Below are 26,131 nucleotides of genomic sequence, written 5' to 3'. Positions count from 1 at the left end.
TTTTCTTTATCATAAACAAAAGTCATAGAGGTATCATATTCAGACGTTGAAAGGAGATATTTAATGATAGATGTTCCTATACCGCCCGAAGATGCTTTATAACGAATCAGGTCATCTGTTGAATATCCGATATAATAAGCTAATGCTTTATTTATATTAGAATTTTCTCTCATATCTCTTATTAAATTTATTCTTGATATATGTTATAAAAAACGTGCGTTCATCCTTAGAAATTCCACTGAAAAATATAAAGATACATGTAGCTACCAATGACACTAAGGAAAGTATTATAAAACGTTCTAATCCTTGCGTCATGAAACTAATTATAATATATGGAGATATCAATGAAAATATAGAAACCAATATAACCCTTACTATAACATCCTTAAAAAATATTCGTATAGACAACCCTATAATCCTATGTAGCATTATTAAACGAACAACAAGGCAAAGAATAGAAATAAAAATAGTTGCATAATAGCAATATGCTGGCTCAAATCCCATTTTAAAAAGACCATATGAAAGCGGAAATGCCATCAAAGCTAATCCTCCCACAATTATTTGGTAATTCCGTATGTTGCCAGTGGCTAACATTGCAGTAAATAAAGTATTTGAGAGAGATTGACATAACATATATATCAAAGATAACTGTACAAAAATAACTGTATATTTTGGTGTATTTTTCAGCCAACATGCAAGGATATATTCTGTTTCGAAAAGAATGGGTATTACCATAATCAACAAAAGATAAAAAGAATAACGCGAACCAGTCATTACAAGTTTCATCATATATTCTCTATTTCCAGATGCATAAGATTTTGTTATTTGCGGATTAAGTGCCATGACAAAATTGCTTACAAACTGATTTAAAGCATTATCAACTTGTGTCGTAATTCCTCTAGCCGCATTAACTGCTACACCAAAGAATATATTTAAAAGAATATTAATTCCATAGTTAGTCAAAACGACCGATGAGGACCCAATTATATTCCAGCCAGAGAATCCTAAAATTTGTTTATAATAAAAACGTTCTTTTACCAATTTGAATTTACATTCAATAAAATTTCTCGAACAATACACCCCATAAATCATACGAATAGCTAAAGAAACCAGCAACATTAAAGCTCCATATATTATCAACTTATCAAAAGTGGATAATATCAATAGATAAACGATGAGTAATTTCAGAATAGACTCTATTAAAGTGATATAAGCAAAAGCAGCCATCCGTTCATGTGCAATTATAGTTGAATTATATGGGATGCTAATAATATTAACAACAAATGTTATTAATGAAAACTGAAACACCCAGTTAGCAGCCGTTAATCTTGATATAGGGATATTCATTTGATTATTCAAAAAATATACACCTACGCTCTCTGCAAGTACGATTATTACGAGTGCTATAATTATATGTATTAATACAGCTGTCGAGAAAATCTCCTGACTATGATTTTCATTCTTTTTTTCCTAATTCATATGTAATGAAGCGTTGTGTAGACGATGTTAATGTAGCACTAATTAAAGCGAACATTCCAACAAATCCACCTACAACATTATAAATTCCAAAATCATTTATACCTAAAACTTCTAAAATCACACGTGAAGTATACAAACTTATGGCCATTGTAATAAATGTCCGAATATAAAGAAGTAATGTATTCTTCGCTATACGTTTAGAATTATTTTGTGTAATATTTTCAGTCAAAATAGAAATTTACCCGTTAATTATTAATGTTTATAGAAAACTTTAATAATTCATTTTACCAATATAAAAATGCTCTTATTAAAGAGATTTATCATCTCTGTCATTATCTTTTTGATAATCACCAGTTGTCACATTATCCATCCAGTTCTGATTATCCAAATACCATCTAACAGTTTTCTCTATCCCTTCTTCAAACTGCAGACTTGGCTCCCAACCTAATTCATTCTTCAATTTATTCGAATCGATTGCATAACGTAAATCATGTCCTTTACGATCTGTTACATAAGTAATCAAATGATCTGAAGTACCCTCGGAATTACCTAACAAACGATCAACAGTCTTTATGATAACTTTTATAAGATCAATATTCGTCCATTCATTAAAACCACCAATATTATAGGTATCAGCCGTGTTTCCGTTATGAAAAATCAAATCTATCGCCCTAGCATGGTCAACAACATATAACCAGTCTCTTACATTTTCCCCCTTACCATACACCGGCAAGGGTTTGCCCTGACGGATATTATTTATAAATAATGGGATCAATTTCTCCGGAAATTGATAAGGACCATAATTATTGGAGCAGTTTGTTACAATGGTAGGCATACCATAAGTATCATGAAAAGCCCTCACAAAATGATCACTACCTGCCTTGCTAGCTGAATAAGGACTATGGGGCTGGTATTTAGTCTCCTCCGTAAAGAATGTACCATCGAATTCCAAAGCACCATAAACCTCATCTGTAGAAATATGATAAAAACGCTTATCTTCATAACATTCAGGAAGTATCTCCCAAGTCAGTTTTGCAGCTTGGAGCAGAGAGAGAGTCCCCATCACATTCGTTTGAGCAAATGTTAACGGATCTTTTATACTACGATCTACATGACTTTCAGCAGCCAGATGAATAACTCCATCAATATGATACTGCTTGAAGATTTCTAGCATTTTCTCAAAGTCACAGATGTCGGCCTTTACAAAGGTATAATTAGGCTGATCTTCGACATCTTTCAGGTTGGCTAGATTACCGGCATAAGTCAGTTTATCCAGATTGACTATATGATATTCAGGATATTTATTGACGAACAAACGTACAACGTGCGATCCAATGAAGCCTGCTCCACCTGTAATCAGTATATTTCGTGCAAAATTCATGTCTATTTTAATAATCTAATTGTTGTTTCAATTCATTTATACATTTCTGCAGAGAATCTTTCCAATAAGGAACAGTGATTCCAAAAGTAGATTTCACCTTTGTTTTATCCAGTACAGAAAAATGAGGACGTTTTACCTTACTGGGAAATTCATCACTGTGACAAGGTTGAATATCACACACATTGCCACTCAAGTCACAGATTTCCTTCGCAAAGTCATACCATGAACATACACCTTCATTACTGAAATGGTAGATGCCTTCTTTATAGAGTTGATTTTCCTCAATCACCTGATAGATAACAGATGCCAAATCTCCGGCATAAGTGGGAGTACCAACCTGATCAAAGACTACTTTCAGGGTGTCTTTATCAGAGGTGAGTTGTCGCATTGTTTTTACGAAGTTCTTCCCATAAGGGGAATAAAGCCAGGCAGTACGAAAGATAAGATAACGACAGCCGGTTCCCTGTATGCTATGCTCACCGGCCAGCTTCGTTTTACCATACACGCCCAAAGGATTAGTTTCCCAATCTTCCCGACAAGGGACATTTCTGTCTCCCTGAAAAACATAGTCCGTAGAGACATGTATTAAGGTAGCATCAGCTTCTTTTGCTACAATAGCCAGATTCTCCACTGCCTTATTATTCAATAAATCAGCAGTCGCGAAATCGTCTTCCGCCTTGTCTACATTTGTATAGGCAGCACAATTAACGATGACATGAATTTGGTTGTCATTGACCATTTTACGGATAGAATCACGACTGGTTATATCCAACTCTGCCACATCGGTAAAAATATAATGGTTGGAGCTGGTTGATGACACACGGCGCATCTCATTACCAAGCTGACCGTTAGCTCCTGTCACTAGAATATTCATTGAGCTTAATACAGATTTTCGTTATAATCAAATAACCAGCTGGCTTCTTCCAGACGTTCGTGATGTTTGTCCTTCTCGGAAAGGATTATTTTATCAGCAGGAACCTTCCAGTCAATTTTCAACGCGGGATCATCCCAAGCCAAGGCACCTTCACATTGGGGAGCATAGAAGTTGTCACATTTATACTGAAAAATAACCTCTTCTGTCAAAACAACAAAGCCATGGGCAAATCCACGCGGAATAAAGAACTGACGGTGGTTTTCTTCAGTCAACTCCACTGCTACATGCTCTCCAAATGTTGGTGAGCCTTTACGGATATCGACAGCCACATCAAGGACAGAGCCTTTAATGACACGTACCAGTTTACTCTGGGCATAAGGTGGTTTCTGAAAATGAAGACCACGTAAAACACCATAACTGGATTTGCTTTCATTATCCTGGACAAAATCTACCTTACGGACCTTTTCTGTAAATTCACGTTGAGAGAAGGATTCGAAAAAGTAACCACGGTCATCTTTAAAAAGGCGAGGTTCAATGATGACAACACCCTCTATAGCAGTTTTGATTATTTCCACTGTGATTAGTGTTTATTAGTTATTTAAATTACCGGAAAGGAATATGGCATTATTCCAGTCCCAGTTCATTTATCACTTTTAAAAGGTACTGGCCATATTGGTTCTTTAGCATGGGCTTGGCCAGCTCACGCATTTTATCCGCTGTTATCCAGCCATGACGCAGGGCAATACCTTCAAGACACGCTACTTTCAATCCCTGACGCTTTTCAATCACTTCAATAAAAGTACTGGCTTCGGAAAGAGAATCGTGCGTGCCGGTGTCAAGCCAGGCAAAACCACGGCCTAACAGTTGAACCTTTAATTGGTGGTCATTGAGAAATTCCTGATTAACAGTAGTGATTTCTAACTCTCCACGGGGAGAAGGTTGTATATGTTTGGCTACATCCACCACTTTATTGGGGTAGAAATAGAGTCCCACTACAGCATAATTGGATTTTGGATTTTCTGGTTTTTCATCAATACTCAAAACATTTCCATCCTTATCAAAATCAGCAACTCCATAACGTTCGGGATCAGCAACCCAATAACCGAATACGGTTGCTTTCTGCTCCTCCTCTACTGTACGAACAGCTTCCTGTAACATACGGGTAAAGCTTTGACCATAGAAAATATTATCACCTAATACCAGGCAGACGGAATCATTCCCGATGAAGTCTTCACCGATAATAAAGGCTTGTGCCAGACCGTCCGGAGAAGGTTGTTCGGCATATTCAAACCGTACTCCGTAGTCGGAGCCATCACCCAAAAGACGCTTGAAGCCCGGAAGATCATAAGGAGTGGAAATAATCAGGATCTCACGGATTCCAGCCAACATAAGGACTGAAATCGGATAATAAATCATAGGCTTGTCAAAGACAGGAAGCAACTGCTTACTCACTCCTTTGGTGATAGGATACAGACGAGTGCCTGAACCACCAGCTAAAACGATTCCTTTCATAAAAGCTTATTTCAATTTTAGAAAATAAGTAAACTGTTTTGAGATGGACACAAAGTAGCTTTTATTCTGTGTCTATTTAAATGGTTCCACATACCCAACCGGCATATCCGCACAAGCACACCCCAGCATATTCAACCGGACAGCAATCTTACTTCTACCATCTACCGTAACAAGTTCTCCTACAAGACCAGTCAAGGGACCTTTAATGACACACACTTTTTCACCACGTGCCAAAGGAGCACTATTCATACAGATTGCCTCTTCGGAATAGTCAAGCATAAAACGGAAACGAGCCATTTGTTCATCAGGAATGATAGTCGGACTGCTCTCACCACGCATTACCATATACCGACTAACGGTAGAAAAGGAAAGAACCTCTTTACGCTCTTTAGGATCAGCATGTACAAAAACCATCATCGGAAGCAACACGGATTCAACCACTTTACGGCGGTCGCTCCATTGATGTACCTCTTGCTGGACTGGTACAAAATTTTCAATCCCCATTTTGTCTAAACGTTCGGCTACTTTCTTCTCATGATGCATACGAACCAGAGCAACATACCAGCGTTTAGAGTGTGCTACGCCTTCCCCTGTCCCAATATTAGGCCCAGCACTTAAAGTTTCTTTCGTTAGAATCATACTTTTTTACCCCTTATTTTTCCGTTACTTCTTAGGTAACGGATAAGGTACTCATTCACAGAAAAACAGATGAAAGCAGAAAAACATGGACAGGAACTGCCTACAAAGATGTTTTTCTAACCTACGTGAAGGGAAAACATCTTTGGAAACAGAGTACAGGAATTTCAGGCATGATCAAACAGAATCATCATGTCCTGATATATTTTTGTTGCATATTTCAACAATTCAGAAAAAAAAGAAGATTTTACTTGTTTACTATTTGTTTTTTTGCATATCTTTGCACCGAATAATTATCCGTTACCTAAGAAGTAACGGAAACATTTCGCCCTTGATTTCTAACACTTTATCGTTAACTATCCACCTAAACGATAGTTTCTAATGTAAGATAAATTCCCTTTATTTACCTCTGTACGTTCTTTGAGTTCAAAACCTTTTAAATAGATTTGTGTCGTTTTTATAGATTTATGCCCCAATGATTCACTGATCATTTCAATTGGCACTCCACGATACTTCGCTGTCGTTGCCCAAGAATGGCGCAGTGTATAAGAAGAAACCGGAGATTTCAACCGTAAAACTCTCGCCAAATCTTTCAAACGATTATTAAAATTCCGAAGAGCAGACTGATATTCACGATATGCCCTTTCATCTTTGCGTTTTTTGTTACTACAAAGTATATCAAACAGATAATCCGGACAATCGGGAATGGGTTCCTGATTACTCCAGAGTTGATTTATCATTCCCCTGGCGGTATCCAATACTTCGACGCTCATGGGAGTTTTCGTCTTGATTCGATTATAGCGCAACACGCTCTGATCTAAAGCTGATTTTTCCAAATGTGCCAAATCAGCAAATGACATTCCACAAAACTGAAACATCAGGGCGGCAATAATTTGTGTACGACGTAAACGTTCCGATTTGGGATCTTCATACAAAAGCTTATGTAATTCACCGGCAGACAAAGCTTTCTTTTGCCGGACATCCACACCTGTATAGACATCATGAAACAATCGAGGAACATAAGGGGCACTCCCCGCTTCCACTCCCCGATTGTAAATACTACGAAGCATACGCATATACGTAGAAATCGTATTGGGCTTCAAACCACACTCATAAAGATACTGACCATAACGTCGTAAACGTTCCTTGGTAACTTGCTTGAACGACACATTCAATGTACCACAATACCTCCCGAAAGAATAAAGGGCGTTCTTATAAACGTGCGCCGTAGAATAACGCCCTTCCTTTCGTAAACGATTGATGTAGTTCTCACCACATCGACTAAATCCATTTTTATTCATCATTTGCATCACTAGTTATTTTATATATATACTATTTGGCAAGCGACAAAAGAACAAATCTTTTTGCAGGTTCAATTTCACTTTCCAGATATTATTTTCAAATTAACATTCATTAATATTGCAAAAATTAACTAATTATGAGAAGCGAAAAATCTAAAAAAGGAAGTAAAAACAACAAAGCAAAGAGAAATGTTCAAACAGTGGAAAAAGCCCCAGGAAGACAGTCAAAGGAAGAAATCATCAGTGAAGAAGAGCTGGAAAACAGAATAGCAATCAGTGGAGATATCCGCCTTTATCTCACCATGCATTTGAGAATCTTTATCGATGGATATTTCCACCATCCTAAGAAAAAAAAGCTGATAAATCTGGCCCAATATATCTATGACCAAAAAGTATTATACATTCACAAGCATGGCGGCTATAAGTTAATGGAACTTAGCAGTATACATGCTGAATTGGCGGCATTGAAAAAGTCTGTGGAAGAAGAATATATGAAAGAGAAAAAGGAAAAAAGAGAACAGGCTGAAAAGCTTAAAAGCAAGTACTAAGAAAAAATAATGGGACAAGTGAAATATAAGGCCTACCTTCGCCGCCGTTTTCAACCGGTCGGAAAACAACAAGAATTTCTCTCAAAAAATAGTGACGGTATGCTGTTGTCATAGCGTCACTATAATGAAAGGATAGTAACGCTATGACAACAGCATACCGTCACTATCCGACAGGGGATATTTATGTTTAAATAAAAACTTAATTTTTCAATCAAAAAACAGAAGAAAATGAGACAAAAGATCAAGAAAGGCAAGTTAGAAGCTTGCAAATTAGTATGGAAAAAACGTATTACTGCCGAAAAGGGGATTTCGGATAAATGTGCGGATAGAATTGTACAGGAGTGCATTAAACTAATAGAACACATGTTGTATGGAAATGCAATGATAGCTTTTCATAAGCAGGATGGTACGTTCTGCCTGGAAAAAGGAACACTGGTAGGATATGAAAAATTCTTTCATAGAGAATTTAATATCACAGCACAACAAGAGTCTATTATCTATTGGAGTGAAGAACAAAAAGGATGGAGAAGATTCATGATCGGAAACCTGATGGAATGGAAAGCTATTGTATAGTTTATAATAAAAAATATTGAATAATGAATATGATTAATAAAGGGATACCTTACTTCCCGACACCGGCAAACTTTTTTGACGAAGAGGTTATGGAGTTATTAGAAGCAAAATTCGGAGTGTTAGCTTCTTACATGGTCATGAGATTGCTTTGCAAAATCTATAAAGAGGGATATTACATCTCTTGGGGGAAAGAACAAAATCTTATTTTCGTCCGCAAAGTAGGTGGCGGGATCAAAGAGGACATGATGGAAAAGATTGTCGACCTGTTATTGGAAAAAGGATTTTTCCATAAAGAAACCTACGAGAAACACGGTATACTCACTTCGGAACAGATTCAAAGAGTGTGGTTCGAAGCTACAACACGAAGAAAAATAGATTTCTCACAACTACCTTATTTATTAGAGACCAAACAGAGAAAAAGGATACACAAGGATGAGTTGAACAAGGAAAATGCTAACATTTTTCCAACTCAAGAGGAGGTGAGTTCAGAAAATGCAGACATTTCTCGACAAACTAAACTAAAGGAAACTAAACTAAATACTGAAGAAGAAGAAGAAATAAGCGATGCTTCGTTTGAAATTCCAGGGTATGCATACAATCAGGCCACACACAACATGAACGGACTGATAGAAAGTCTGGAACGCCACAAAGTGACTAATTTGAAGGAGAGGCAGACAATTCTCCGGTTATCAGACTATGGCAGGAAAGGCACCCAAGTATGGAAACTACTCTCCAATACGGCCTGGAGCAAAATCGGAGCACCGGGGAAATATATCATTGCAGCACTAGCCAGCGGACGGAAATAAACCGACTGATTAAAAGCTGATAAAAAAGGTACGAAAAATCTGTGCTTTTCACAAATTCTTCGTACCTTTACGCTCCGGTAAAACAAGTTCTATCCACATAAAAGATAACAAAATGGAAAACAGAAGTTTAGTAACCATTGCCGAACATTCTAAAGAAAAAATCCTCTACATGCTCGAAATGGCGAAGCAGTTTGAAATGAACCCCAATCGCCGGTTATTACAAGGAAAGGTAGTAGCAACCCTGTTCTTCGAACCTTCCACCCGTACCCGCTTGAGTTTTGAAACAGCTGCCAACCGTCTCGGTGCACGAGTAATCGGATTCTCTGACCCCAAGGCCACCAGCTCTTCCAAAGGGGAAACACTTAAAGACACGATCATGATGGTGAGTAACTATGCAGATATTATCGTCATGCGACACTATCTCGAAGGAGCTGCACGGTATGCCAGCGAAGTAGCCCCGGTGCCCATTGTCAATGCAGGTGACGGAGCTAACCAGCACCCGTCACAGACGATGCTCGATCTTTACTCTATCTACAAGACGCAAGGAACGCTGGAAAATCTGAATATTTTCCTGGTGGGTGACTTGAAATACGGCCGCACCGTACATTCCTTGCTGATGGCAATGCGACACTTTAATCCGACTTTCCATTTTATCGCTCCCGAAGAATTGAAAATGCCGGAAGAATACAAACTTTACTGCAAAACGCACCAAATAAAATACGTTGAACATACAGACTTTTCCGAAGAGATTATCGCCGACGCCGATATTCTGTATATGACCCGTGTACAACGCGAACGTTTCACCGACCTGATGGAATATGAACGGGTGAAGAATGTATATATTCTCCGTAACAAAATGTTGGAAAACACACGTCCGAACCTGCGTATCCTGCACCCGCTTCCCCGTGTCAACGAAATAGCTTACGATGTGGATGACAACCCGAAAGCATATTATTTCCAACAGGCACAAAACGGTCTGTATGCCCGCGAAGCAATCCTTTGCGATGTATTAGGTATCACATTAGATGACGTTAAAAACGATATTTTATTATGAGCGAAAATAAACAAGCATTGCAAGTAGCTGCCCTGAAAAACGGAACAGTGATTGACCATATCCCATCTGAAAAGCTCTTCACCGTAGTGCAACTGCTCGGTGTGGAACAAATGACAAGCAATATCACGATCGGATTCAACCTCGACAGCAAAAAACTAGGCAAAAAAGGGATCATCAAAATTGCAGATAAATTCTTTTGTGACGAAGAGATCAACCGTATTTCGGTAGTAGCACCGCACGTCAAACTGAACATTATCCGCGATTACGAGGTAGTAGAAAAGAAAGAGGTAAAAATGCCGGATGAGCTTCGTGGCATCGTGAAATGTGCCAATCCGAAATGTATTACCAACAATGAACCGATGAGCACCATCTTTCATGTGATAGATAAGGATAATTGCATCGTGAAATGCCATTATTGCGAAAAAGAACAGAAACGAGAAGAGATAACAATCCTCTAACTTCAGCTCACCACAGATTACACGGATTCACACAGATTTTTATTTTATGGAATAATAATATCTATATCTGTGTTAATCTGTGTAATCTGTGGTAAAAAAATGACAACTATGAAACAGGACTGGAAACCAGGAACGATGATTTATCCGCTGCCGGCTGTACTAGTCAGTTGCGGAAAAGAGGAAAGCGAATATAATATGTTCACAGTAGCATGGACGGGTACGATTTGCACGAACCCGCCCATGTGTTATATATCCGTACGTCCGGAACGCCATTCATACGATATTATCAAAAAAAATATGGAGTTTGTCATCAACCTGACAACCAAAGACATGGCTTTTGCCACCGACTGGTGCGGAGTTCGTTCGGGACGTGATTATCATAAATTCGAAGAGATGAAACTGACACCCGGACAGTGTACGGTAGTCAGTGCCCCGCTGATTGAAGAATCACCTCTTTGCATTGAATGTCGTGTAAAAGAAATCATCTCTCTTGGTTCACATGATATGTTTATTGCCGACGTGGTAAATGTGCGTGCCGACGAACGGAACCTGAACCCCAAAACCGGAAAGCTGGAACTGGCGGAAGCTAATCCGCTGGTATATGTGCACGGAGGATATTACAATTTGGGAGAGAAAATCGGTAAGTTCGGTTGGAGTGTAGAAAAGAAAAAATCATAAAAGGAACGATACTGTCATGGATATGCTGCGTAAATTCATTTTTTTAGGTTTATTAGTTGCAGCCGGCAGCCCGGTTGTCGGACAGAATTATAACGCAGACAGAGTAGACCGTCCCAACACAAAAAAAATAAATATCGGTATCAAAGCGGGTTTCAACTCTTCCATGTTCATGGTGTCTGAACTGAAAATTAAAGATGTAACTATCGATGAGGTGCAGAATAACTATAAGATAGGTTATTTTGGTGCTCTCTTCATGCGCATCAATATGAAAAAGCATTTCATCCAGCCTGAAGTGTCGTATAATGTAAGCAAATGTGAGATTACGTTCGACAAACTCGGTTCCCAGCATCCTGCCATCGAGCCTGATTACGCATCGGTGCAATCGGTGTTGCACAGTGTCGATTTTCCCGTTCTATATGGATATAACGTAGTGAAAAAAGGACCATACGGAATGTCTATCTTCGCAGGTCCCAAGCTTCGCTACCTATGGGGAAAGCACAATGAAATCACTTTTAAGAATTTCGACCAAAAGGGTATTCACGAAAAGTTGTATCCGTTCAATGTCAGCGCAGTGATTGGCGTAGGTGTCAACATCTCACGTATCTTCTTCGATTTCCGCTACGAACAAGGTATAGGAAACATCTCCAAGTCTATCATTTATGACAATATCAACTCCGACGGCAGTACGGGTGTGAGCAACATTATTTTCCGTCGCCGTGACAGCGCGTTAAGTTTTTCACTGGGATTCATTCTTTAAGAATAAAATATCATTAAATCCCGCTTTTTACTAACATTTTTCTTACTGTTCCTTCATTCTTTATTTATTTTCATTAACTTTGTGCGCTTAAAATAGGTATCTCGAATTAGAAATTTAATCTTACTTATAAAAGAATGAAAAGAGACGACATCATTTTCGACATCATCGAAAAAGAGCATCAACGTCAGTTGAAAGGAATCGAGCTGATTGCATCAGAAAACTTTGTGAGTGACCAGGTAATGCAGGCAATGGGTTCTTGCCTGACTAACAAGTACGCAGAAGGTTATCCCGGCAAACGTTACTACGGAGGTTGCGAAGTAGTAGACCAAAGCGAACAAATCGCTATCGACCGCCTGAAAGAAATTTTCGGCGCTGAATGGGCAAACGTACAGCCACACTCGGGAGCACAAGCTAATGCTGCTGTTTTCCTTGCTGTTCTGAATCCGGGCGACAAATTCATGGGATTAAATCTGGCACACGGCGGACACCTGTCTCACGGTTCATTAGTGAACACTTCCGGTATCATCTATACTCCTTGCGAATATAACTTGAATCAGGAAACAGGACGCGTTGATTACGACCAGATGGAAGAAGTCGCTCTTCGTGAGAAACCAAAAATGATTATCGGTGGTGGTTCTGCATACTCTCGTGAATGGGATTACAAACGTATGCGTGAAATCGCTGACAAAGTAGGCGCTATCCTGATGATCGACATGGCTCATCCTGCTGGTCTGATCGCTGCCGGAGTGCTCGAAAATCCGGTTAAATATGCACATATCGTCACTTCTACTACACATAAAACACTTCGCGGACCTCGTGGTGGTGTCATCATGATGGGTAAAGACTTCCCTAATCCATGGGGTAAGAAAACTCCGAAAGGTGAGATCAAGATGATGTCTCAATTACTGGATTCTGCCGTTTTCCCGGGTATCCAAGGCGGACCGTTGGAACATGTAATTGCTGCTAAAGCAGTTGCTTTCGGTGAAATCCTGCAACCTGAATTTAAGGAATATGCTAAACAAGTACAGAAGAATGCTGCCGTACTTGCACAGGCTTTGATCGACCGTGGCTTTACCATCGTTTCCGGTGGTACAGACAACCACTCTATGTTGGTCGACCTGCGTAGCAAATATCCTGATCTGACAGGTAAAGTGGCAGAAAAAGCATTGGTTTCTGCTGATATTACCGTTAACAAGAACATGGTTCCGTTCGACAGCCGTTCGGCTTTCCAGACTTCCGGTATCCGTTTGGGTACTCCTGCTATCACAACTCGTGGTGCAAAAGAAGACTTGATGCTCGAAATTGCAGAAATGATCGAGACTGTATTGTCTAACGTAGAAAATGAGGAAGTTATTGCACAAGTACGTGCACGCGTCAATGAGACAATGAAAAAATATCCTCTTTTCGCTTACTAAAACACAATTTTAAAGCTAGTAATTGTAAACTGTTATTAGCTTAATCCCATTTAAGGTCTGCTCTTTACGAAAGGAGCAGGCCTTTTTTTATTTATTAACGGTCCCGTTCGAACCATCTTTCCGGAATTTCGTTTTTCTTACTATAAAAGAAATATATGATGTCATATATCACCCACAACAAGTACGAATTCAACCGTACAGTGTGCATGAAGAGAAAAGAGAAGCGCACTGGACTCTATATACAGTCATCCCCGTCTTTCCACATTCATTTTATAGGGAAAGACGGGGATTTATTTATTTTTACCGACGTAGCGCCAGAACAAGTGTTCTTTAAGTGTATATTTAAGTGTATATCAGCTCAATCCTTCTATTTCTCCATCCACAATATCGATATGCAATGCTTGCGGTTCTTTAGGCAATCCCGGCATACGAAGAATTTCTCCGGCAATGGCTACAATCATTTCAGCTCCGTTATTGATTACAATATCTTTAATATGGAACTCGAAGTTGTTCACCGCGCCATAAATCTTAGGATCGGCAGAGAATGAATACTGTGTTTTAGCAATACAAACCGGGTAATGAGTGATGCCCATTTTCTCGATCAGTTTGATACGGTTGCGTGCAATACTGCTGTAAGTAATTACACTGGCTCCGTAAATATTAGTAGCCACCTTTTCAATCTTCTGCTGTATATTATCTTCTTCCTTATATGTATAACGCAGAGGTTCGGACGGATTATTTTCAATTGTATCTACCACCAGACGGGCCATGTCTACTGCCCCCTCTCCTCCTTCACTGAACGCATTGTTGATAGCAAAACCGACTCCCAACTGTTCGCAATGCTCACGCAGCAATTCCATTTCTTCATCGGTGTCGGACGCAAACTTATTGAAAGCTACAATAACCGTCTGACCGAATGAACGAAGATTACGAACATGTTTGTCCAGATTACGCAATCCTTCTTTCAGTCCTTCCATATTCGGTTCTTTGATACGGTCGAGACTGACACCTCCGTGCATCTTCAATCCTTGTGCCGTAGCGACAATCACCGTGAGACGCGGTTGGAGTCCACTCTTGCGGCACTTGATATTGTAGAACTTCTCCGCACCAAGATCGGCACCGAATCCGGCTTCTGTGATTACATAATCGCCGAAAGACATTGCCAATTTAGTGGCCAGAATAGAGTTACAACCATGCGCAATATTAGCGAACGGACCGCCATGTACAAAAGCAGCGGTTCCTTCGGTAGTTTGCACCAGATTAGGATGGATGGCATCTTTCAATAGCACGGTGATGGCTCCTGCCACTCCCAAATCTTTTACGGTAAAAGGCTGGTCGTCATAAGTGAAGCCCAACAGGATGTTTTCGATACGACGACGCAAATCACTCACATCTTTGGAAAGACAAAGAATCGCCATAATTTCCGAAGCAGGAGTAATATCGAAACCAGACTCCTGGGTAATCCCGTTGGATTTAGGTCCAAGACCGACAACGATGCTGCGCAACGAACGGTCGTTCACATCAAGCACTCTCCGCCAAAGAATTTCTTTCAATCCGAAACCTTTTGCCTGGTTCTGATAGAGATAATTGTCGAGCAATGCCGAAATCATGTTATGGGCAGAGGTGATGGCGTGAAAATCCCCCGTGAAATGAAGGTTAATCTTATCCATCGGAAGCACTTGTGCATATCCTCCACCGGCCGCTCCTCCCTTCATTCCGAAACAAGGACCGAGAGACGGTTCACGAAGAGCGACAATCGCATTCTTTCCAATTTTATTCAGTCCCAAAGCAAGACCGATAGATACGGTAGTTTTGCCAATGCCCGCTTTGGTTGCCGTGATAGCAGTGACCAGGATGAGATTGCTTTTCTTCACTTTCTCTTCATCAATCAGTTGTTCAGGGATCTTTGCGATGTAGCGGCCATAATTCTCCACTTCCTCGCGAGGAATTCCGACACTTTCGGCAACTTGCTTAATCTTCTTCAGCTCAATGCTGCGAGCAATTTCTATGTCTGATTTCATACAGAATATGATTAGTTTTATTTTTGAAAGAACAAAAGTATAACAAAAAAGCGAAATAGAGAAATTTAAAGTTCATCGGATATTTATATATCTATTTATCATAAACACTATAAACTCTTTTCACGCAATAACTGTTGTAAATGGCATAACCTAAAACAACAACTTAATTATGGAATGGATTATTAATCAACTAAGGGTACACCCTGAACTTGCTATTTTCCTGACGCTCTTTGCCGGATTCTGGCTGGGCAGACTCAAAATAGGAAAATTCTCATTGGGGACAGTCACCAGTGTTCTGCTGGTCGGAGTATTGGTCGGGCAACTGAATATCACTGTGGATGGTCCGATGAAAGCTGTGTTCTTTCTGCTTTTCCTGTTTGCCGTCGGCTATAAGGTAGGTCCGCAGTTTTTCCGTGGATTAAAAAAGGATGGGCTGCCACAGGTGGGATTCGCTGTACTGATGTGTATTGTCAGCCTGGTGGCACCATGGATACTCGCCAAAATCATGGGATACCATGTAGGGGAAGCTGCCGGACTTTTGGCAGGCTCACAGACCATATCCGCCGTGATCGGCGTGGCAAGCGATACAATCAACCAATTGGGAATCAGCGATGCGCAAAAAGCGACATTCATCAATGCGATTCCGGTAGCTTACGCTGTAACTTATATCTTCGGTACAGCCGGTTCTGCATGGATTCTGGCTTCTCTCGGCCCTAAAATGCTGGGCGGACTGGATAAGGTGAAAGCCGACTGCAAAGAACTGGAGGCTCAAATGGGAACATCGGAAGCTGATGAACCCGGATTTTCCCCGGCTCTTCGCCCGGTGGTATTCCGTGCCTATAAAATCACCAATGAATGGTTCGGCAAAGGAAAGAAAGTCAGTGAACTCGAAACATATTTATGCAAGAATGATAAACGGCTGTTTGTAGAGCGGATTCGTCAAAGAGGAGTGGTGAAAGATGTTGATCCGAACCTGATTCTTCGCAAAAACGACGAAGTAGTACTAAGCGGACGCCGTGAGTTTGTAATCGGAGAAGAAGACTGGATCGGTCCGGAAGTGATCGACGCACAATTATTGGATTTTCCGGCGGAAACTCTTCCCGTAATGGTGACGCACCGGACGTTTGCCGGGGAAACGGTAGCCAAAATCCGGGCACAGAAATTTATGCACGGAGTCAGTATCCGTAACATCAAGCGTGCCGGAATCAATGTTCCGGTATTATCCAAAACAGTTGTGGATTCGGGAGATATTCTCGAGCTCACCGGTCTTAAACATGAAGTGGAAGGCGCTGCCAAACAAATGGGTTACATTGACCGTCCGACCAATCAGACAGATATGATTTTCGTCGGGCTGGGCATTTTGCTCGGTGGTCTTTTCGGTGCACTGGCTATCCATCTGGGAGGTGTTCCTATCAGTCTTTCTACCAGTGGCGGCGCATTGATTGCCGGACTTCTGTTCGGTTGGTTACGCAGCAAGCATCCTACTTTCGGAGGTATCCCCGAACCCTCTTTATGGGTATTGAATAATGTAGGGCTGAATATGTTTATCGCAGTGGTCGGCATTGCTGCAGGTCCCAGTTTTATAGCCGGATTCAAGGAAGTCGGAGTCAGTCTGTTTATTGTCGGTGCGCTGGCAACTGCCATCCCTCTTCTAGCAGGATTGCTGATGGCGAGATACCTGTTCAAGTTTCACCCTGCCCTTTCATTGGGATGCACGGCAGGAGCACGTACCACAACAGCTGCACTGGGAGCTATTCAGGATGCAGTGGAAAGTGATACACCTGCATTAGGGTATACAGTGACGTATGCAGTCGGCAATACGCTACTGATTATCTGGGGAGTCGTCATCGTGTTGCTTATGTAAAACTATATAAAAAAATATCATTATGGAAAAGAAAACAAATAACCCTGCCATTACGAAAAGTTATGCCAAGAAAATGGAAACGATCAGCCCGTTCGAGCTGAAAAACAAACTGATCGATATGGCAGACGAAAGCATTAAGAAAATAGCACATACCATGCTGAATGCGGGAAGAGGTAATCCGAACTGGATTGCTACCGAACCACGCGAAGCATTTTTTCTGTTGGGACAATTCGGACTTTGCGAATGTCGCCATGCGTTTTCACTGGAAGAAGGAATAGCAGGTATTCCGCAAAAGGCTGGAATAGCCGCCCGTTTCGAGGCTTTCCTGAAAGAGAATGAAAAAGCTCCGGGTGCTAATCTGCTGAAAGAGGGCTACAATTATATGTTGATGGAGCATGCTGCCGATCCGGATACGCTGATTCACGAATGGGCGGAATCGGTCATCGGCGACCAGTATCCTGTGCCCGACCGTATTTTACATTTTACAGAGTTAATCGTGCAGGATTACTTGGCACAAGAGATGTGTGACCGCCGTCCGCCGAAAGGGACTTTTGACCTTTTCGCCACCGAAGGAGGTACGGCAGCCATGTGTTATCTGTTCGATTCTTTGCAAGAGAATTTCCTGTTGAATCAGGGAGATGCCATTGCTTTGATGATTCCCGTGTTTACTCCTTATATAGAAATCCCGGAATTGCGACGCTATCAGTTTGACGTTACCGAAATTTCCGCCGACCAGATGACTCCTGACGGATTGCACACCTGGCAGTATAAGGATGAAGATATAGACAAGTTGAAAGACCCGCGGATCAAAGCGTTATTTATCACCAATCCGAGTAATCCGCCCAGTTACGCACTTAGCAGGGAGACTACCGAACGTATCATCAACATTGTGAAGAATGACAATCCGAACCTGATGATTATTACGGATGATGTGTATGGAACGTTTATCCCTCATTTCCGTTCATTGATGGCAGAATTGCCACACAATACGCTTTGCGTTTATTCGTTCTCCAAATATTTCGGAGCTACGGGATGGAGAACCGCAGTGATTGCTTTACACGAAGACAACATCTACGACAAAATGATTGCCCGCCTGTCGGAGGAGCAGAAATCAATATTGAACAAACGTTATTCCAGTCTTAGCCTGCAACCGGAAAAGATGAAATTTATCGACCGCATGGTGGCTGACAGCCGGCAGATTGCGCTGAATCATACCGCAGGGCTTTCTCTACCTCAACAAATGCAGATGAGTTTGTTTGCTATCTTCTCGCTTCTGGATAAAGAAGACAGTTATAAAGCCAAGATGCAGGAAATTATTCATCGCCGCCTGCATGCGTTGTGGGATAACACAGGGTTCACATTGGTAGAAGATCCGCTGCGTGCCGGATATTATTCGGAGATTGATATGCTGGTATGGGCGAAGAAATTCTACGGAGATGACTTCGTTGCTTATCTGCAAAAGACATACAATCCGCTGGATGTGGTTTTCCGTCTGGCAAACGAAACTTCACTCGTACTGTTGAATGGCGGTGGCTTTGCCGGACCGAAATGGAGTGTGCGTGTGTCACTGGCTAATCTGAATGAAGCCGATTATGTGAAAATCGGACAAAGCATCAAGTGTGTGTTGGAAGAATATGCCCAAACATGGAAAGCATCAAAAGAATGAACTGATTAGACGATTTACGATCGTATGATTGAGGATAGTAACCTCAATCGTACATTGTAAATCGCCTAATCGTAAATAACTGAAAAGATAGTTTTTTTCTAAGAAAACATAACGGAAGCGAATAGTCAGATTGAAAATCTCTATCTTTGTGGTAAATCAACCTTTACGAAGATGAAAAAACTGATTCTATTTCTTTCGCTGATATTATCGGTCGGTTTTGCATCCGCACAGTCGGAAATTCCTTCCGATAGTATTCGTCGTGCTCCATCCACCAATATTAAAGAGTTTGGTGGCTTTCTGCTGGATATGGGGTTAATGAATGTAGCGACTCCCGAACTTCCCAAGTTTAATTTAGAGATGCCTAATATGACGAAAGATTATAATCAGCTCTTTCGTTTAAATACAGACGTTACTTATTCGCAAGGATTCACTGATTCTTTTTCTTCGTCTTCTTTCTCTAGCTTCTCCGGTTTTTCCGGCTTTGGATATGGTTGGGGATTGTCCTCTTCTCCACAGTTTATGCAGATGGGGTCTTTCAAACTGAAAAACGGAATGAGAATCAATACCTACGGAGATTATGATAAGGATGGCTGGCGAGTGCCTAACCGCAGTGCTATGCCTTGGGAAAGAAATAATTTCCGGGGAGCATTCGAACTGAAATCGGCAAATGGTAATTTCGGAATACGAATCGAAGTGCAACAAGGACGAAACGCGCCTTATTAAATAAGGTACTTCAATATAAAACCCCGGAAGTCTGAAATAAAACCAAGTAGTCCTATAGATTAGATCAGACAGTCCGGAATTAAATCAAGTAAGTTCGGCACAGAATTAGGAAAGCTCGAAGGCCTTATCTGCCGCACTTATTGCGTTGGCAATACGATCACACCATGAATCAAATTCCGGATCGGGTATTTGTGATTCCGGATGGGAAAGCATATAGTGTACGGCTTGTCGTAATCCGTCTGCCATGGAAGTATTGCATATAAAATCAGGAACCAACCGCTTTATCTTCGAGTTATCAAAGACTACCGTAACTGCTTTATCTCCTAACAGTTCACCTCTGAAATCATAATGATCGCTATGCTTGGCAAGGAAATCGGAGGCTACGTGTAATGCATTCAGAGGTTTACCCAACGCGTCGGCAATGGTTTGATAAATCTGATTCCAGGTCATGCTTTCATCGGTAGTGATATGAAAAGCGTTCCCAATGGCATGAGGGTTCGCCATCAGTCCTACATAACCTTTGGCAAAATCTTTAGAGTGAGTCAATGTCCACAAAGAAGAACCGTCGCCGGGGATAATAACAGGTTTACCTTCAAGGATTCGTTTTAGGATCTGCCAGTTTCCCTTATCGCCATGTACAGATACGGGAGGTTTTGTTCCGTTGTAGGTATGGCTGGGACGGACGATTGTAACGGGGAAACCGTTTGTGCGATAGGCTGCCATCAGCACTTCTTCCGCTTCTATCTTGTTACGGGAATACTGCCAATAGGGATTGACCAAAGGGGTGCTTTCGGTAATATGGTAATCGGCCAATGGCTTTTGGTAGGCAGAGGCACTGCTGATAAAGATATATTGCCGCGTTTTATTCTGGAACAGGCGGATATCACGCTTCACGTCTTCTGCTGTATATCCGATGAACTGTGCAACCACATCGTAATGTTCGGACACGATGGCTTTTGCCACAGCTTCTTCATCATTAATATCCGCAATGATACTGTGAATTCCCTCCGGCATCTTTTTCGAACCACGATTTAGGAGAGTAATCTCCCACCCTTTTTGTTGCGCCAATGCCACTACATCTGTACTGATCGTACCTGTACCTCCAATAAATAATGCTTTCATAAAACCTGTTTTTTTATATTCTCCGGAACAAATATATCAATTCCATCATTTACTTCCAGCAATCATTGCCATTTATTTTTCTGCCCGAAAGTTTATGTAGTATACAGATTACTGATTCTTATACCCATATTACTGATTTGCTGAATGAAATTAAAAAGATACCTTCAAATGTTTTATCTTTGTATCAGATTAATAACAGAAGCATATGGATGAAATAACAAAAATTGAAACCGTCGATCAGTATGACCAATTGTTTGGACTGGAAACATTGCACCCTTTGGTGAATGTAATCGACTTCTCAAAAGCCACTAGGTCAGTTGAATATATCCGTATGAATATCGGATTCTACTGCTTGTTCCTGAAGGATGCAAAATGTGGCGACCTCACTTATGGGCGTAAGAATTACGATTATCAGGAAGGAACGGTTGTTTGTATGGCACCGGGACAAGTGAGCGGAATAGACAACCGCAACAGGCCTGCTCCCCGCACCAAGTCAATCGGCGTTTTGTTTCATCCCGATTTAATCCGCGGAACTTCATTAGGACAGCATATCAAGAACTATACTTTTTTCTCTTACGAGGTAAATGAAGCATTGCATCTTTCAGACCAGGAAAGAGAAATCGTAACTGATTGCATACATAAAATCAGGATCGAGCTGGAGCATCCTATTGACAAACACAGCAAGCAACTCATCGTGCGAAACATCGAACTGCTGCTGGATTACTGTATGCGTTTCTACGAACGGCAGTTTATCACACGTAATCAGGCGAACAAAGATATTATCGTAAAATTCGAGCAATTGCTGGACGAATACTTCCAGAATCAGGTGGCAATAACCGAAGGACTGCCATCCGTGAAATATTTTGCAGACAAGGCATGTCTCTCTCCTAATTATTTCGGAGACCTGATAAAGAAGGAAACAGGAAAGACTGCACAGGAATATATCCAGTGCCGGATTATCGAACTGGCAAAAGAAAGAATACTGGAAGGTGTTCAAACTGTCAGCCAGGTGGCTTATGAACTGGGATTTCAATATCCACAACACTTCAGCCGATTGTTTAAAAAGCATGTCGGTTACACCCCGAACGAATATAAACAAAGAAACTAAGCATTTTTTAGCTACAGGAGTCTCAACATCATGGGAGATAAAGTACTCAAAATAGGAACCGTGCATCAATGCAATTGTTGTCTGGGAAGCAAAACACTACATCCACTGGTGAGTGTCATTGATCTCTCAAAGGCTGACTTGTCGCCTCATACGGACATCAAGTTCGACTTTTATACGATTCTATTGAGTGAGTGTAAATGTGAGGCCTATGTGTATGGTCACCAGTATTATGATTTCTCGGACGGTACTTTGATCTGCCTGGCTCCCGGAGAGTCTATCAGTATGAAAGAAAAGAATAAAAGATTTCCCTCTAAAGGATGGATATTGGCTTTTCATCCCGATCTGATTTGTGGCACTCCGCTCGGACTTAATATAGATAACTATACTTTCTTCTCTTATCAGCCTGAAGAGGCACTGCATATATCATTGCGCGAGAAACAGATCATTCTGGAATTTATGGACAGAATCAACCAAGAACTCGAACGTTGTATTGATCGCCACAGCAAAAAAATAGTTTCCAAATATATAGAGCTATTGCTGGATTACTGTGTACGTTTCTACGAACGCCAATTCATTACACGTAACGAAGTGAATAAAAAGATTATCAAGCAATTTGATAAAATCATAAATAACCATTTCGAAACGAAGCCGGTACCAGCTGTCGATGTGCTTTCAAATGAGTATTGCGCTAACGTGCTTCATTTATCTCCTGAATATTTCAACGACTTGCTGAAGCACGAAACGGGTAAATCTTTTAAAGAATACATCGAGTTCAAACGTTTCGAGATTGCCAAATACTGGTTGCTGAATACTGATAAAACAGTTAATCAGATAACACAAGAACTGGGTTTCCAGAATCCGCAGTATTTCAGCCGGCTATTCAAGAAAGTTACCGGTTGCTCTCCGAATGATTTCAGAGTACCTAACTAGAAATGAAATCTAAAAGGATTGGAGGACGACAAAGCAACAAAAAAGTCTTAATAAAATTTGAATTGAAATATCCAATTCTTAATCTATGTTATGAAACATACTTTTTTGCTTGGATTATTTGCTAATTTCCCAAGAGTCCGTATCTTTGCAATGTGTTTTTCATAGTATTAGATTTAAGGTTAACAAAGGTTGGAGCAAGGCGTTGCTCCTTTTTTTATGTCCATACGTCAACTCTCCTCTTTAACTTCCTAAGATACCATTTCCCGGACAGTTGTTCTTTCTTATCAATGACGGTATTGGAATTACGCTATTTTTCAGTAACTTTGCAAAGAGAGATGTATCAATTATGTCCCGGTAAAGCAAATCAAAAAGTTCTCTTTTTACGTTATATATAAAAAGAAAATTTAATCCTTGTAGAATAATGGAAACAATGCAACAATATTATCGTCTGATGAAATCAATCCTCTTCGTATTATTTCTTTCTTTCGGCATGATTTCGTGTGAGAAAGAAGATCCGGTTTCTACATCTCCCAACACAAGGCAGACGGATAACACTGATCCGACAGATCCTGATCCTACCGACCCGGTGGTTCGTTCGGATAATGAACAAACTGTATTTATGTATCTGCCCTGGTCGACTGACCTGACTTCCTTTTTCTATCAGAATATTGCTGATCTGAAAAGTATTATCGGACAGAATATATTGAAAAACGAGCGGGTTCTCGTATTTATATGTACAACGGCTACCAAAGCCACTCTCTATGAGCTTTCTTACGAAAAAGGCGCAGCTGTGCAGAAGGCTTTAAAAAGCTATAATTATCCGACTCCCAGCTATACAACGGCCGAGGGTATCACTTCTATCCTGAATGATATACAGACCTACTCTCCCGCCAAACGATATGCAATGATTATCGGATGCCACGGGATGGGATGGATCCCCGTATCAAAAACGCAATCACGTAGTAGCCTGCAAACAGTCAAAAAACATTGGGAATATGGAAATGCACCTATGACACGTCTCTTCGGAGGCAGAGAATCCAAGTATCAGACGGATATTACTACACTTGCCGAAGGAATATCGAGCGCAGGATTGAAGATGGAGTATATCCTTTTCGACGACTGCTATATGTCGACAGTAGAGGTTGCTTATGATCTCAAAAACGTAACAAGTCACTTGATAGCATCCACAAGTGAAATTATGGCTTATGGCATGCCATACGACAAGATTGGCCAGTACTTAATAGGAAACATAGATTATGAAAAGATTTGTGATGGTTTCTATTCTTTTTATTCAAATTATGTCACTCCCTGCGGAACAATCAGTGTCACAGATTGCTCGGAAGTGGATAATCTGGCGGCCATTATGAAAGAAATAAATCAACGTTATACGTTTAACGAAGAATTAATTTCTTCTTTGCAGAGTTTAGACGGATATAAACCTTCCATATTCTTTGATTGTGGTGATTATGTTGCAAAGCTATGCTCCGATCCTGATTTATTAGAGCAATTCAACGAACAACTGAAACGCACAGTTCCATATAAAAAGAATACGGAGTATTATTTTACAGCAATATCCTCCTATTATGGAGAACGAAAAAAAATCAATACTTTCTCCGGCATCACTATTTCTGATCCAAGCACCAGTGCAGCTGCTTTGAAAAAGAACGAAACAGCGTGGTATGTTGCCACTCATTAAGGCTACTAAAAGAAATAGTACGATAATGGAGGCTTTACTCTTGTCTGTGATCAGTCAAATCTCTTAATAAAAATAGATTCGAGAATACAAATTCTTAATCAATGTTATAAAACATACTTTTTTTCTTGGATTATTTGCTAGTTTCGCAATAGTCCGTATCTTTGCAATGTGTTTTTCATAGTATTAGATTTAAGGTTAACAAAGGTTGGAGCAAGGCGTTGCTCCTTTTTTTATGTCTATACTCCAAATTGCCTTTGCTTTCCTCTTCTTGGTACATCTGTCAATCACCCTTTAATAACTGCCATTGGAGCAAGTTCCACCAACGGCTTCACCAAATCCCGCTCATTCGCTATCACTTGCGCAATATCTTTATAAGCTCCCGGCGCTTCATCCAGTTCATCCTGCGAACGGAGTCCGTGAATGATTCCTTGCTGGTTCATTCGCTCTTTCTCTTCATCCAGTGACAAACGGCGACAGGCATCTTTTCTTCCCATCAATCGGCCGGCACCATGCGAACAGCTTTTGAAGCTCTCCGGATTACCCAGTCCTTCAACGATATAGGATTTAGTACCCATAGATCCGGGGATAATACCAATCTCACCTTCATAGGCACGCGTAGCTCCTTTTCGGTGCACAATCACATCCTGATCGAAATGGTTCTCCCAGGCTGCATAGTTGTGGGCAATATTAATCATAGGCTCAAAGTCCGTTTCAGGTTTCACAGCCTGGATGGCTTCACAGATACGGGTCATCATCAACTGACGGTTAGCAAAGGCAAAGGCCACACAGTAGTTCATTTCACGGAAATAATCCTTTGCCATCTGCGTCTCCATTGGCAGGTAAGCCAGTCCCGATACCATTTCAGAATACCATTTCTCATTCCAATATTGCGCAATCTTATTATAGTGATTGGCAACCTTCAAACCAATGTTACGGCTTCCGGAGTGAATCATCACCCACACATCAGACGTTTCGGTATCTTTCTGAATCTCAATAAAGTGGTTTCCTCCTCCCAAGATTCCTATCTGCTTCAAACAAGCCTCGTACTGATTCTTCAATATAGGCATCTCCTCAAGGTCGAATCCTTGTGGAAGTAACTCCTGATCTTGCTTTTTAGTATGGTGGTCGAATCCCAAGGGAATGGCCGCACGAATCTTCGACATGATGGAAGTCAAATCCGTATAACTAAAATCTTCCGCTTTTCGATTGGTCTTAATCGCACACATTCCACAACCGATATCCACTCCCACAGCATTGGGAACAATCACACCCTTCGTAGCCAACACACCGCCAATTGGCATTCCTTTTCCCGTATGGGCATCAGGCATGATGGCAATATGTTTAAACGCAAAAGGAAGTGAAGTCAAATCCATAATCTGCGACATACAAGAGTCTTCTACTTCATTCAACCAAAGCTTAGCGGGCAAACGTGTTCCCATAATTACTTTTTCCATACTTCTTTTCTTTTATCCATTCATATAAATCTCGTTATCGGGAGCAAAGTAAGATGGGAAGTACGAAATCTATTT

The 26,131-nt window shown here is 40.8% G+C and carries 24 protein-coding genes and 1 pseudogene; 14 read left to right on the top strand and 11 right to left on the bottom strand.

Annotated features, from left to right (window positions below; translation table 11 throughout):
* From BSAG_RS24320 to BSAG_RS11035, 8 genes and pseudogenes are all read right to left on the bottom strand, one after another.
* Positions 1-173 (bottom strand): coenzyme F420 hydrogenase/dehydrogenase beta subunit N-terminal domain-containing protein (locus BSAG_RS24320; protein WP_008997547.1); only part of this gene is annotated, 173 nt, incomplete at its 3' end.
* Positions 157-1,708, bottom strand: a pseudogene (locus tag BSAG_RS0223210) (oligosaccharide flippase family protein). The gene BSAG_RS24320 and the pseudogene BSAG_RS0223210, both read right to left, overlap by 17 nt.
* Positions 1,709-1,786: 78 nt before the next feature.
* Positions 1,787-2,860 (bottom strand): dTDP-glucose 4,6-dehydratase, encoded by a 1,074-nt coding sequence (rfbB, locus tag BSAG_RS11010; protein WP_004314905.1) that lies wholly within the window; start codon positions 2,858-2,860, stop codon positions 1,787-1,789.
* A gap of 7 nt (positions 2,861-2,867) precedes the next feature.
* On the bottom strand, positions 2,868-3,734 hold the full coding sequence (rfbD, locus tag BSAG_RS11015) for a dTDP-4-dehydrorhamnose reductase (RefSeq protein ID WP_004314904.1): 867 nt from the start codon (positions 3,732-3,734) through the stop codon (positions 2,868-2,870).
* A gap of 5 nt (positions 3,735-3,739) precedes the next feature.
* Positions 3,740-4,309, bottom strand: coding sequence for a dTDP-4-dehydrorhamnose 3,5-epimerase (gene rfbC, locus BSAG_RS11020; RefSeq protein WP_008016688.1), 570 nt, complete (start codon positions 4,307-4,309; stop codon positions 3,740-3,742).
* A gap of 49 nt (positions 4,310-4,358) precedes the next feature.
* Positions 4,359-5,246, bottom strand: a complete 888-nt coding sequence (gene rfbA / locus BSAG_RS11025) for a glucose-1-phosphate thymidylyltransferase RfbA (RefSeq protein WP_004316631.1) — start codon at positions 5,244-5,246, stop codon at positions 4,359-4,361.
* A gap of 72 nt (positions 5,247-5,318) precedes the next feature.
* Complete coding sequence (locus BSAG_RS11030) at positions 5,319-5,885, bottom strand: UpxY family transcription antiterminator (RefSeq protein ID WP_004316632.1); 567 nt, start codon at positions 5,883-5,885, stop codon at positions 5,319-5,321.
* 353 nt (positions 5,886-6,238) lie between these two features.
* On the bottom strand, positions 6,239-7,192 hold the full coding sequence (locus tag BSAG_RS11035; protein ID WP_004315278.1) for a tyrosine-type DNA invertase cluster 3b: 954 nt from the start codon (positions 7,190-7,192) through the stop codon (positions 6,239-6,241).
* Between the two features lie 128 nt (positions 7,193-7,320).
* Here BSAG_RS11035 and BSAG_RS11040 point away from each other — a divergent pair, with 128 nt between their 5' ends.
* From BSAG_RS11040 to glyA, 8 genes are all read left to right on the top strand, one after another.
* Positions 7,321-7,731, top strand: a complete 411-nt coding sequence (locus tag BSAG_RS11040) for a DUF4119 family protein (RefSeq protein WP_004315279.1) — start codon at positions 7,321-7,323, stop codon at positions 7,729-7,731.
* A gap of 228 nt (positions 7,732-7,959) precedes the next feature.
* Positions 7,960-8,304, top strand: coding sequence for an SH3 beta-barrel fold-containing protein (locus BSAG_RS11045; protein WP_008770647.1), 345 nt, complete (start codon positions 7,960-7,962; stop codon positions 8,302-8,304).
* Positions 8,305-8,327: 23 nt separating this feature from the next.
* On the top strand, positions 8,328-9,110 hold the full coding sequence (locus BSAG_RS11050) for a DUF4373 domain-containing protein (RefSeq protein ID WP_004315281.1): 783 nt from the start codon (positions 8,328-8,330) through the stop codon (positions 9,108-9,110).
* 112 nt (positions 9,111-9,222) lie between these two features.
* Entirely contained in the window at positions 9,223-10,164 is a 942-nt protein-coding gene (gene pyrB, locus BSAG_RS11055) for an aspartate carbamoyltransferase (RefSeq protein ID WP_004315282.1), read from the top strand.
* Positions 10,161-10,622: an aspartate carbamoyltransferase regulatory subunit gene (pyrI, locus tag BSAG_RS11060; RefSeq protein WP_004303448.1), complete on the top strand. Its 462-nt coding sequence runs from the start codon at positions 10,161-10,163 to the stop codon at positions 10,620-10,622. The genes pyrB and pyrI overlap by 4 nt, the downstream gene beginning before the upstream one ends.
* A 108-nt stretch (positions 10,623-10,730) precedes the next feature.
* Positions 10,731-11,300 carry a flavin reductase family protein gene (locus tag BSAG_RS11065; RefSeq protein ID WP_008770646.1) on the top strand — a complete coding sequence of 190 codons (570 nt, stop codon included), beginning with the start codon at positions 10,731-10,733 and terminating at the stop codon, positions 11,298-11,300.
* Positions 11,301-11,316: 16 nt separating this feature from the next.
* Positions 11,317-12,057, top strand: coding sequence for a porin family protein (locus BSAG_RS11070; protein ID WP_008019436.1), 741 nt, complete (start codon positions 11,317-11,319; stop codon positions 12,055-12,057).
* A 134-nt stretch (positions 12,058-12,191) separates the two neighbouring features.
* Positions 12,192-13,472 (top strand): serine hydroxymethyltransferase, encoded by a 1,281-nt coding sequence (gene glyA / locus BSAG_RS11075; protein ID WP_004303451.1) that lies wholly within the window; start codon positions 12,192-12,194, stop codon positions 13,470-13,472.
* Positions 13,473-13,825: 353 nt separating this feature from the next.
* Here glyA and BSAG_RS11080 read toward each other — a convergent pair whose 3' ends face one another.
* Positions 13,826-15,493, bottom strand: coding sequence for a formate--tetrahydrofolate ligase (locus BSAG_RS11080; RefSeq protein ID WP_004315284.1), 1,668 nt, complete (start codon positions 15,491-15,493; stop codon positions 13,826-13,828).
* Between the two features lie 169 nt (positions 15,494-15,662).
* Here BSAG_RS11080 and aspT point away from each other — a divergent pair, with 169 nt between their 5' ends.
* The 3 genes from aspT (at position 15,663) to BSAG_RS11095 (ending at position 19,746) form a co-directional block, all read left to right on the top strand.
* Positions 15,663-17,357 carry an aspartate-alanine antiporter gene (gene aspT, locus BSAG_RS11085; RefSeq protein WP_004315285.1) on the top strand — a complete coding sequence of 565 codons (1,695 nt, stop codon included), beginning with the start codon at positions 15,663-15,665 and terminating at the stop codon, positions 17,355-17,357.
* A gap of 22 nt (positions 17,358-17,379) precedes the next feature.
* Positions 17,380-19,023 carry an aspartate 4-decarboxylase gene (gene aspD / locus BSAG_RS11090; protein ID WP_004315286.1) on the top strand — a complete coding sequence of 548 codons (1,644 nt, stop codon included), beginning with the start codon at positions 17,380-17,382 and terminating at the stop codon, positions 19,021-19,023.
* A 171-nt stretch (positions 19,024-19,194) separates the two neighbouring features.
* Positions 19,195-19,746 carry a hypothetical protein gene (locus BSAG_RS11095; RefSeq protein ID WP_004315287.1) on the top strand — a complete coding sequence of 184 codons (552 nt, stop codon included), beginning with the start codon at positions 19,195-19,197 and terminating at the stop codon, positions 19,744-19,746.
* A gap of 105 nt (positions 19,747-19,851) precedes the next feature.
* Here the strand turns inward: BSAG_RS11095 and BSAG_RS11100 are convergent, their stop codons facing one another.
* Entirely contained in the window at positions 19,852-20,868 is a 1,017-nt protein-coding gene (locus tag BSAG_RS11100) for an SDR family oxidoreductase (protein WP_004315288.1), read from the bottom strand.
* 205 nt (positions 20,869-21,073) lie between these two features.
* On the opposite strand from BSAG_RS11100, the gene BSAG_RS11105 reads away from it, so the two are divergent.
* The 3 genes from BSAG_RS11105 to BSAG_RS11115 all read left to right on the top strand — a co-directional run bounded on the left by BSAG_RS11105 (position 21,074) and on the right by BSAG_RS11115 (position 24,602).
* Positions 21,074-21,976, top strand: coding sequence for a helix-turn-helix domain-containing protein (locus BSAG_RS11105; RefSeq protein WP_004315289.1), 903 nt, complete (start codon positions 21,074-21,076; stop codon positions 21,974-21,976).
* Positions 21,977-22,006: 30 nt separating this feature from the next.
* Entirely contained in the window at positions 22,007-22,906 is a 900-nt protein-coding gene (locus BSAG_RS11110) for a helix-turn-helix domain-containing protein (RefSeq protein WP_008770644.1), read from the top strand.
* A 421-nt stretch (positions 22,907-23,327) separates the two neighbouring features.
* On the top strand, positions 23,328-24,602 hold the full coding sequence (locus tag BSAG_RS11115; RefSeq protein WP_008018007.1) for a clostripain-related cysteine peptidase: 1,275 nt from the start codon (positions 23,328-23,330) through the stop codon (positions 24,600-24,602).
* A gap of 284 nt (positions 24,603-24,886) precedes the next feature.
* On the opposite strand, the gene BSAG_RS11120 is transcribed toward BSAG_RS11115, so the two are convergent.
* Complete coding sequence (locus BSAG_RS11120) at positions 24,887-26,056, bottom strand: RtcB family protein (RefSeq protein WP_004315292.1); 1,170 nt, start codon at positions 26,054-26,056, stop codon at positions 24,887-24,889.
* Between the last annotated feature and the right edge of the window lie 75 nt (positions 26,057-26,131).

The organism is Bacteroides sp. D1, assembly GCF_000157095.2.
GTDB lineage: Bacteria > Bacteroidota > Bacteroidia > Bacteroidales > Bacteroidaceae > Bacteroides > Bacteroides xylanisolvens.
This window is presented reverse-complemented; position numbering and strand designations above follow the sequence as displayed.

Coding starts and splice junctions, on each gene's coding strand:
- rfbB (WP_004314905.1), bottom strand. CDS start 2,860: ATGAATTTTGCACGAAATATACTGATTACAGGTGGAGCAGGCTTCATT.
- rfbD (WP_004314904.1), bottom strand. CDS start 3,734: ATGAATATTCTAGTGACAGGAGCTAACGGTCAGCTTGGTAATGAGATG.
- rfbA (WP_004316631.1), bottom strand. CDS start 5,246: ATGAAAGGAATCGTTTTAGCTGGTGGTTCAGGCACTCGTCTGTATCCT.
- BSAG_RS11030 (WP_004316632.1), bottom strand. CDS start 5,885: ATGATTCTAACGAAAGAAACTTTAAGTGCTGGGCCTAATATTGGGACA.
- BSAG_RS11035 (WP_004315278.1), bottom strand. CDS start 7,192: ATGCAAATGATGAATAAAAATGGATTTAGTCGATGTGGTGAGAACTAC.
- BSAG_RS11040 (WP_004315279.1), top strand. CDS start 7,321: ATGAGAAGCGAAAAATCTAAAAAAGGAAGTAAAAACAACAAAGCAAAG.
- BSAG_RS11045 (WP_008770647.1), top strand. CDS start 7,960: ATGAGACAAAAGATCAAGAAAGGCAAGTTAGAAGCTTGCAAATTAGTA.
- BSAG_RS11050 (WP_004315281.1), top strand. CDS start 8,328: ATGAATATGATTAATAAAGGGATACCTTACTTCCCGACACCGGCAAAC.
- pyrB (WP_004315282.1), top strand. CDS start 9,223: ATGGAAAACAGAAGTTTAGTAACCATTGCCGAACATTCTAAAGAAAAA.
- pyrI (WP_004303448.1), top strand. CDS start 10,161: ATGAGCGAAAATAAACAAGCATTGCAAGTAGCTGCCCTGAAAAACGGA.
- BSAG_RS11065 (WP_008770646.1), top strand. CDS start 10,731: ATGAAACAGGACTGGAAACCAGGAACGATGATTTATCCGCTGCCGGCT.
- BSAG_RS11070 (WP_008019436.1), top strand. CDS start 11,317: ATGGATATGCTGCGTAAATTCATTTTTTTAGGTTTATTAGTTGCAGCC.
- glyA (WP_004303451.1), top strand. CDS start 12,192: ATGAAAAGAGACGACATCATTTTCGACATCATCGAAAAAGAGCATCAA.
- BSAG_RS11080 (WP_004315284.1), bottom strand. CDS start 15,493: ATGAAATCAGACATAGAAATTGCTCGCAGCATTGAGCTGAAGAAGATT.
- aspT (WP_004315285.1), top strand. CDS start 15,663: ATGGAATGGATTATTAATCAACTAAGGGTACACCCTGAACTTGCTATT.
- aspD (WP_004315286.1), top strand. CDS start 17,380: ATGGAAAAGAAAACAAATAACCCTGCCATTACGAAAAGTTATGCCAAG.
- BSAG_RS11095 (WP_004315287.1), top strand. CDS start 19,195: ATGAAAAAACTGATTCTATTTCTTTCGCTGATATTATCGGTCGGTTTT.
- BSAG_RS11100 (WP_004315288.1), bottom strand. CDS start 20,868: ATGAAAGCATTATTTATTGGAGGTACAGGTACGATCAGTACAGATGTA.
- BSAG_RS11105 (WP_004315289.1), top strand. CDS start 21,074: ATGGATGAAATAACAAAAATTGAAACCGTCGATCAGTATGACCAATTG.
- BSAG_RS11110 (WP_008770644.1), top strand. CDS start 22,007: ATGGGAGATAAAGTACTCAAAATAGGAACCGTGCATCAATGCAATTGT.
- BSAG_RS11115 (WP_008018007.1), top strand. CDS start 23,328: ATGGAAACAATGCAACAATATTATCGTCTGATGAAATCAATCCTCTTC.
- BSAG_RS11120 (WP_004315292.1), bottom strand. CDS start 26,056: ATGGAAAAAGTAATTATGGGAACACGTTTGCCCGCTAAGCTTTGGTTG.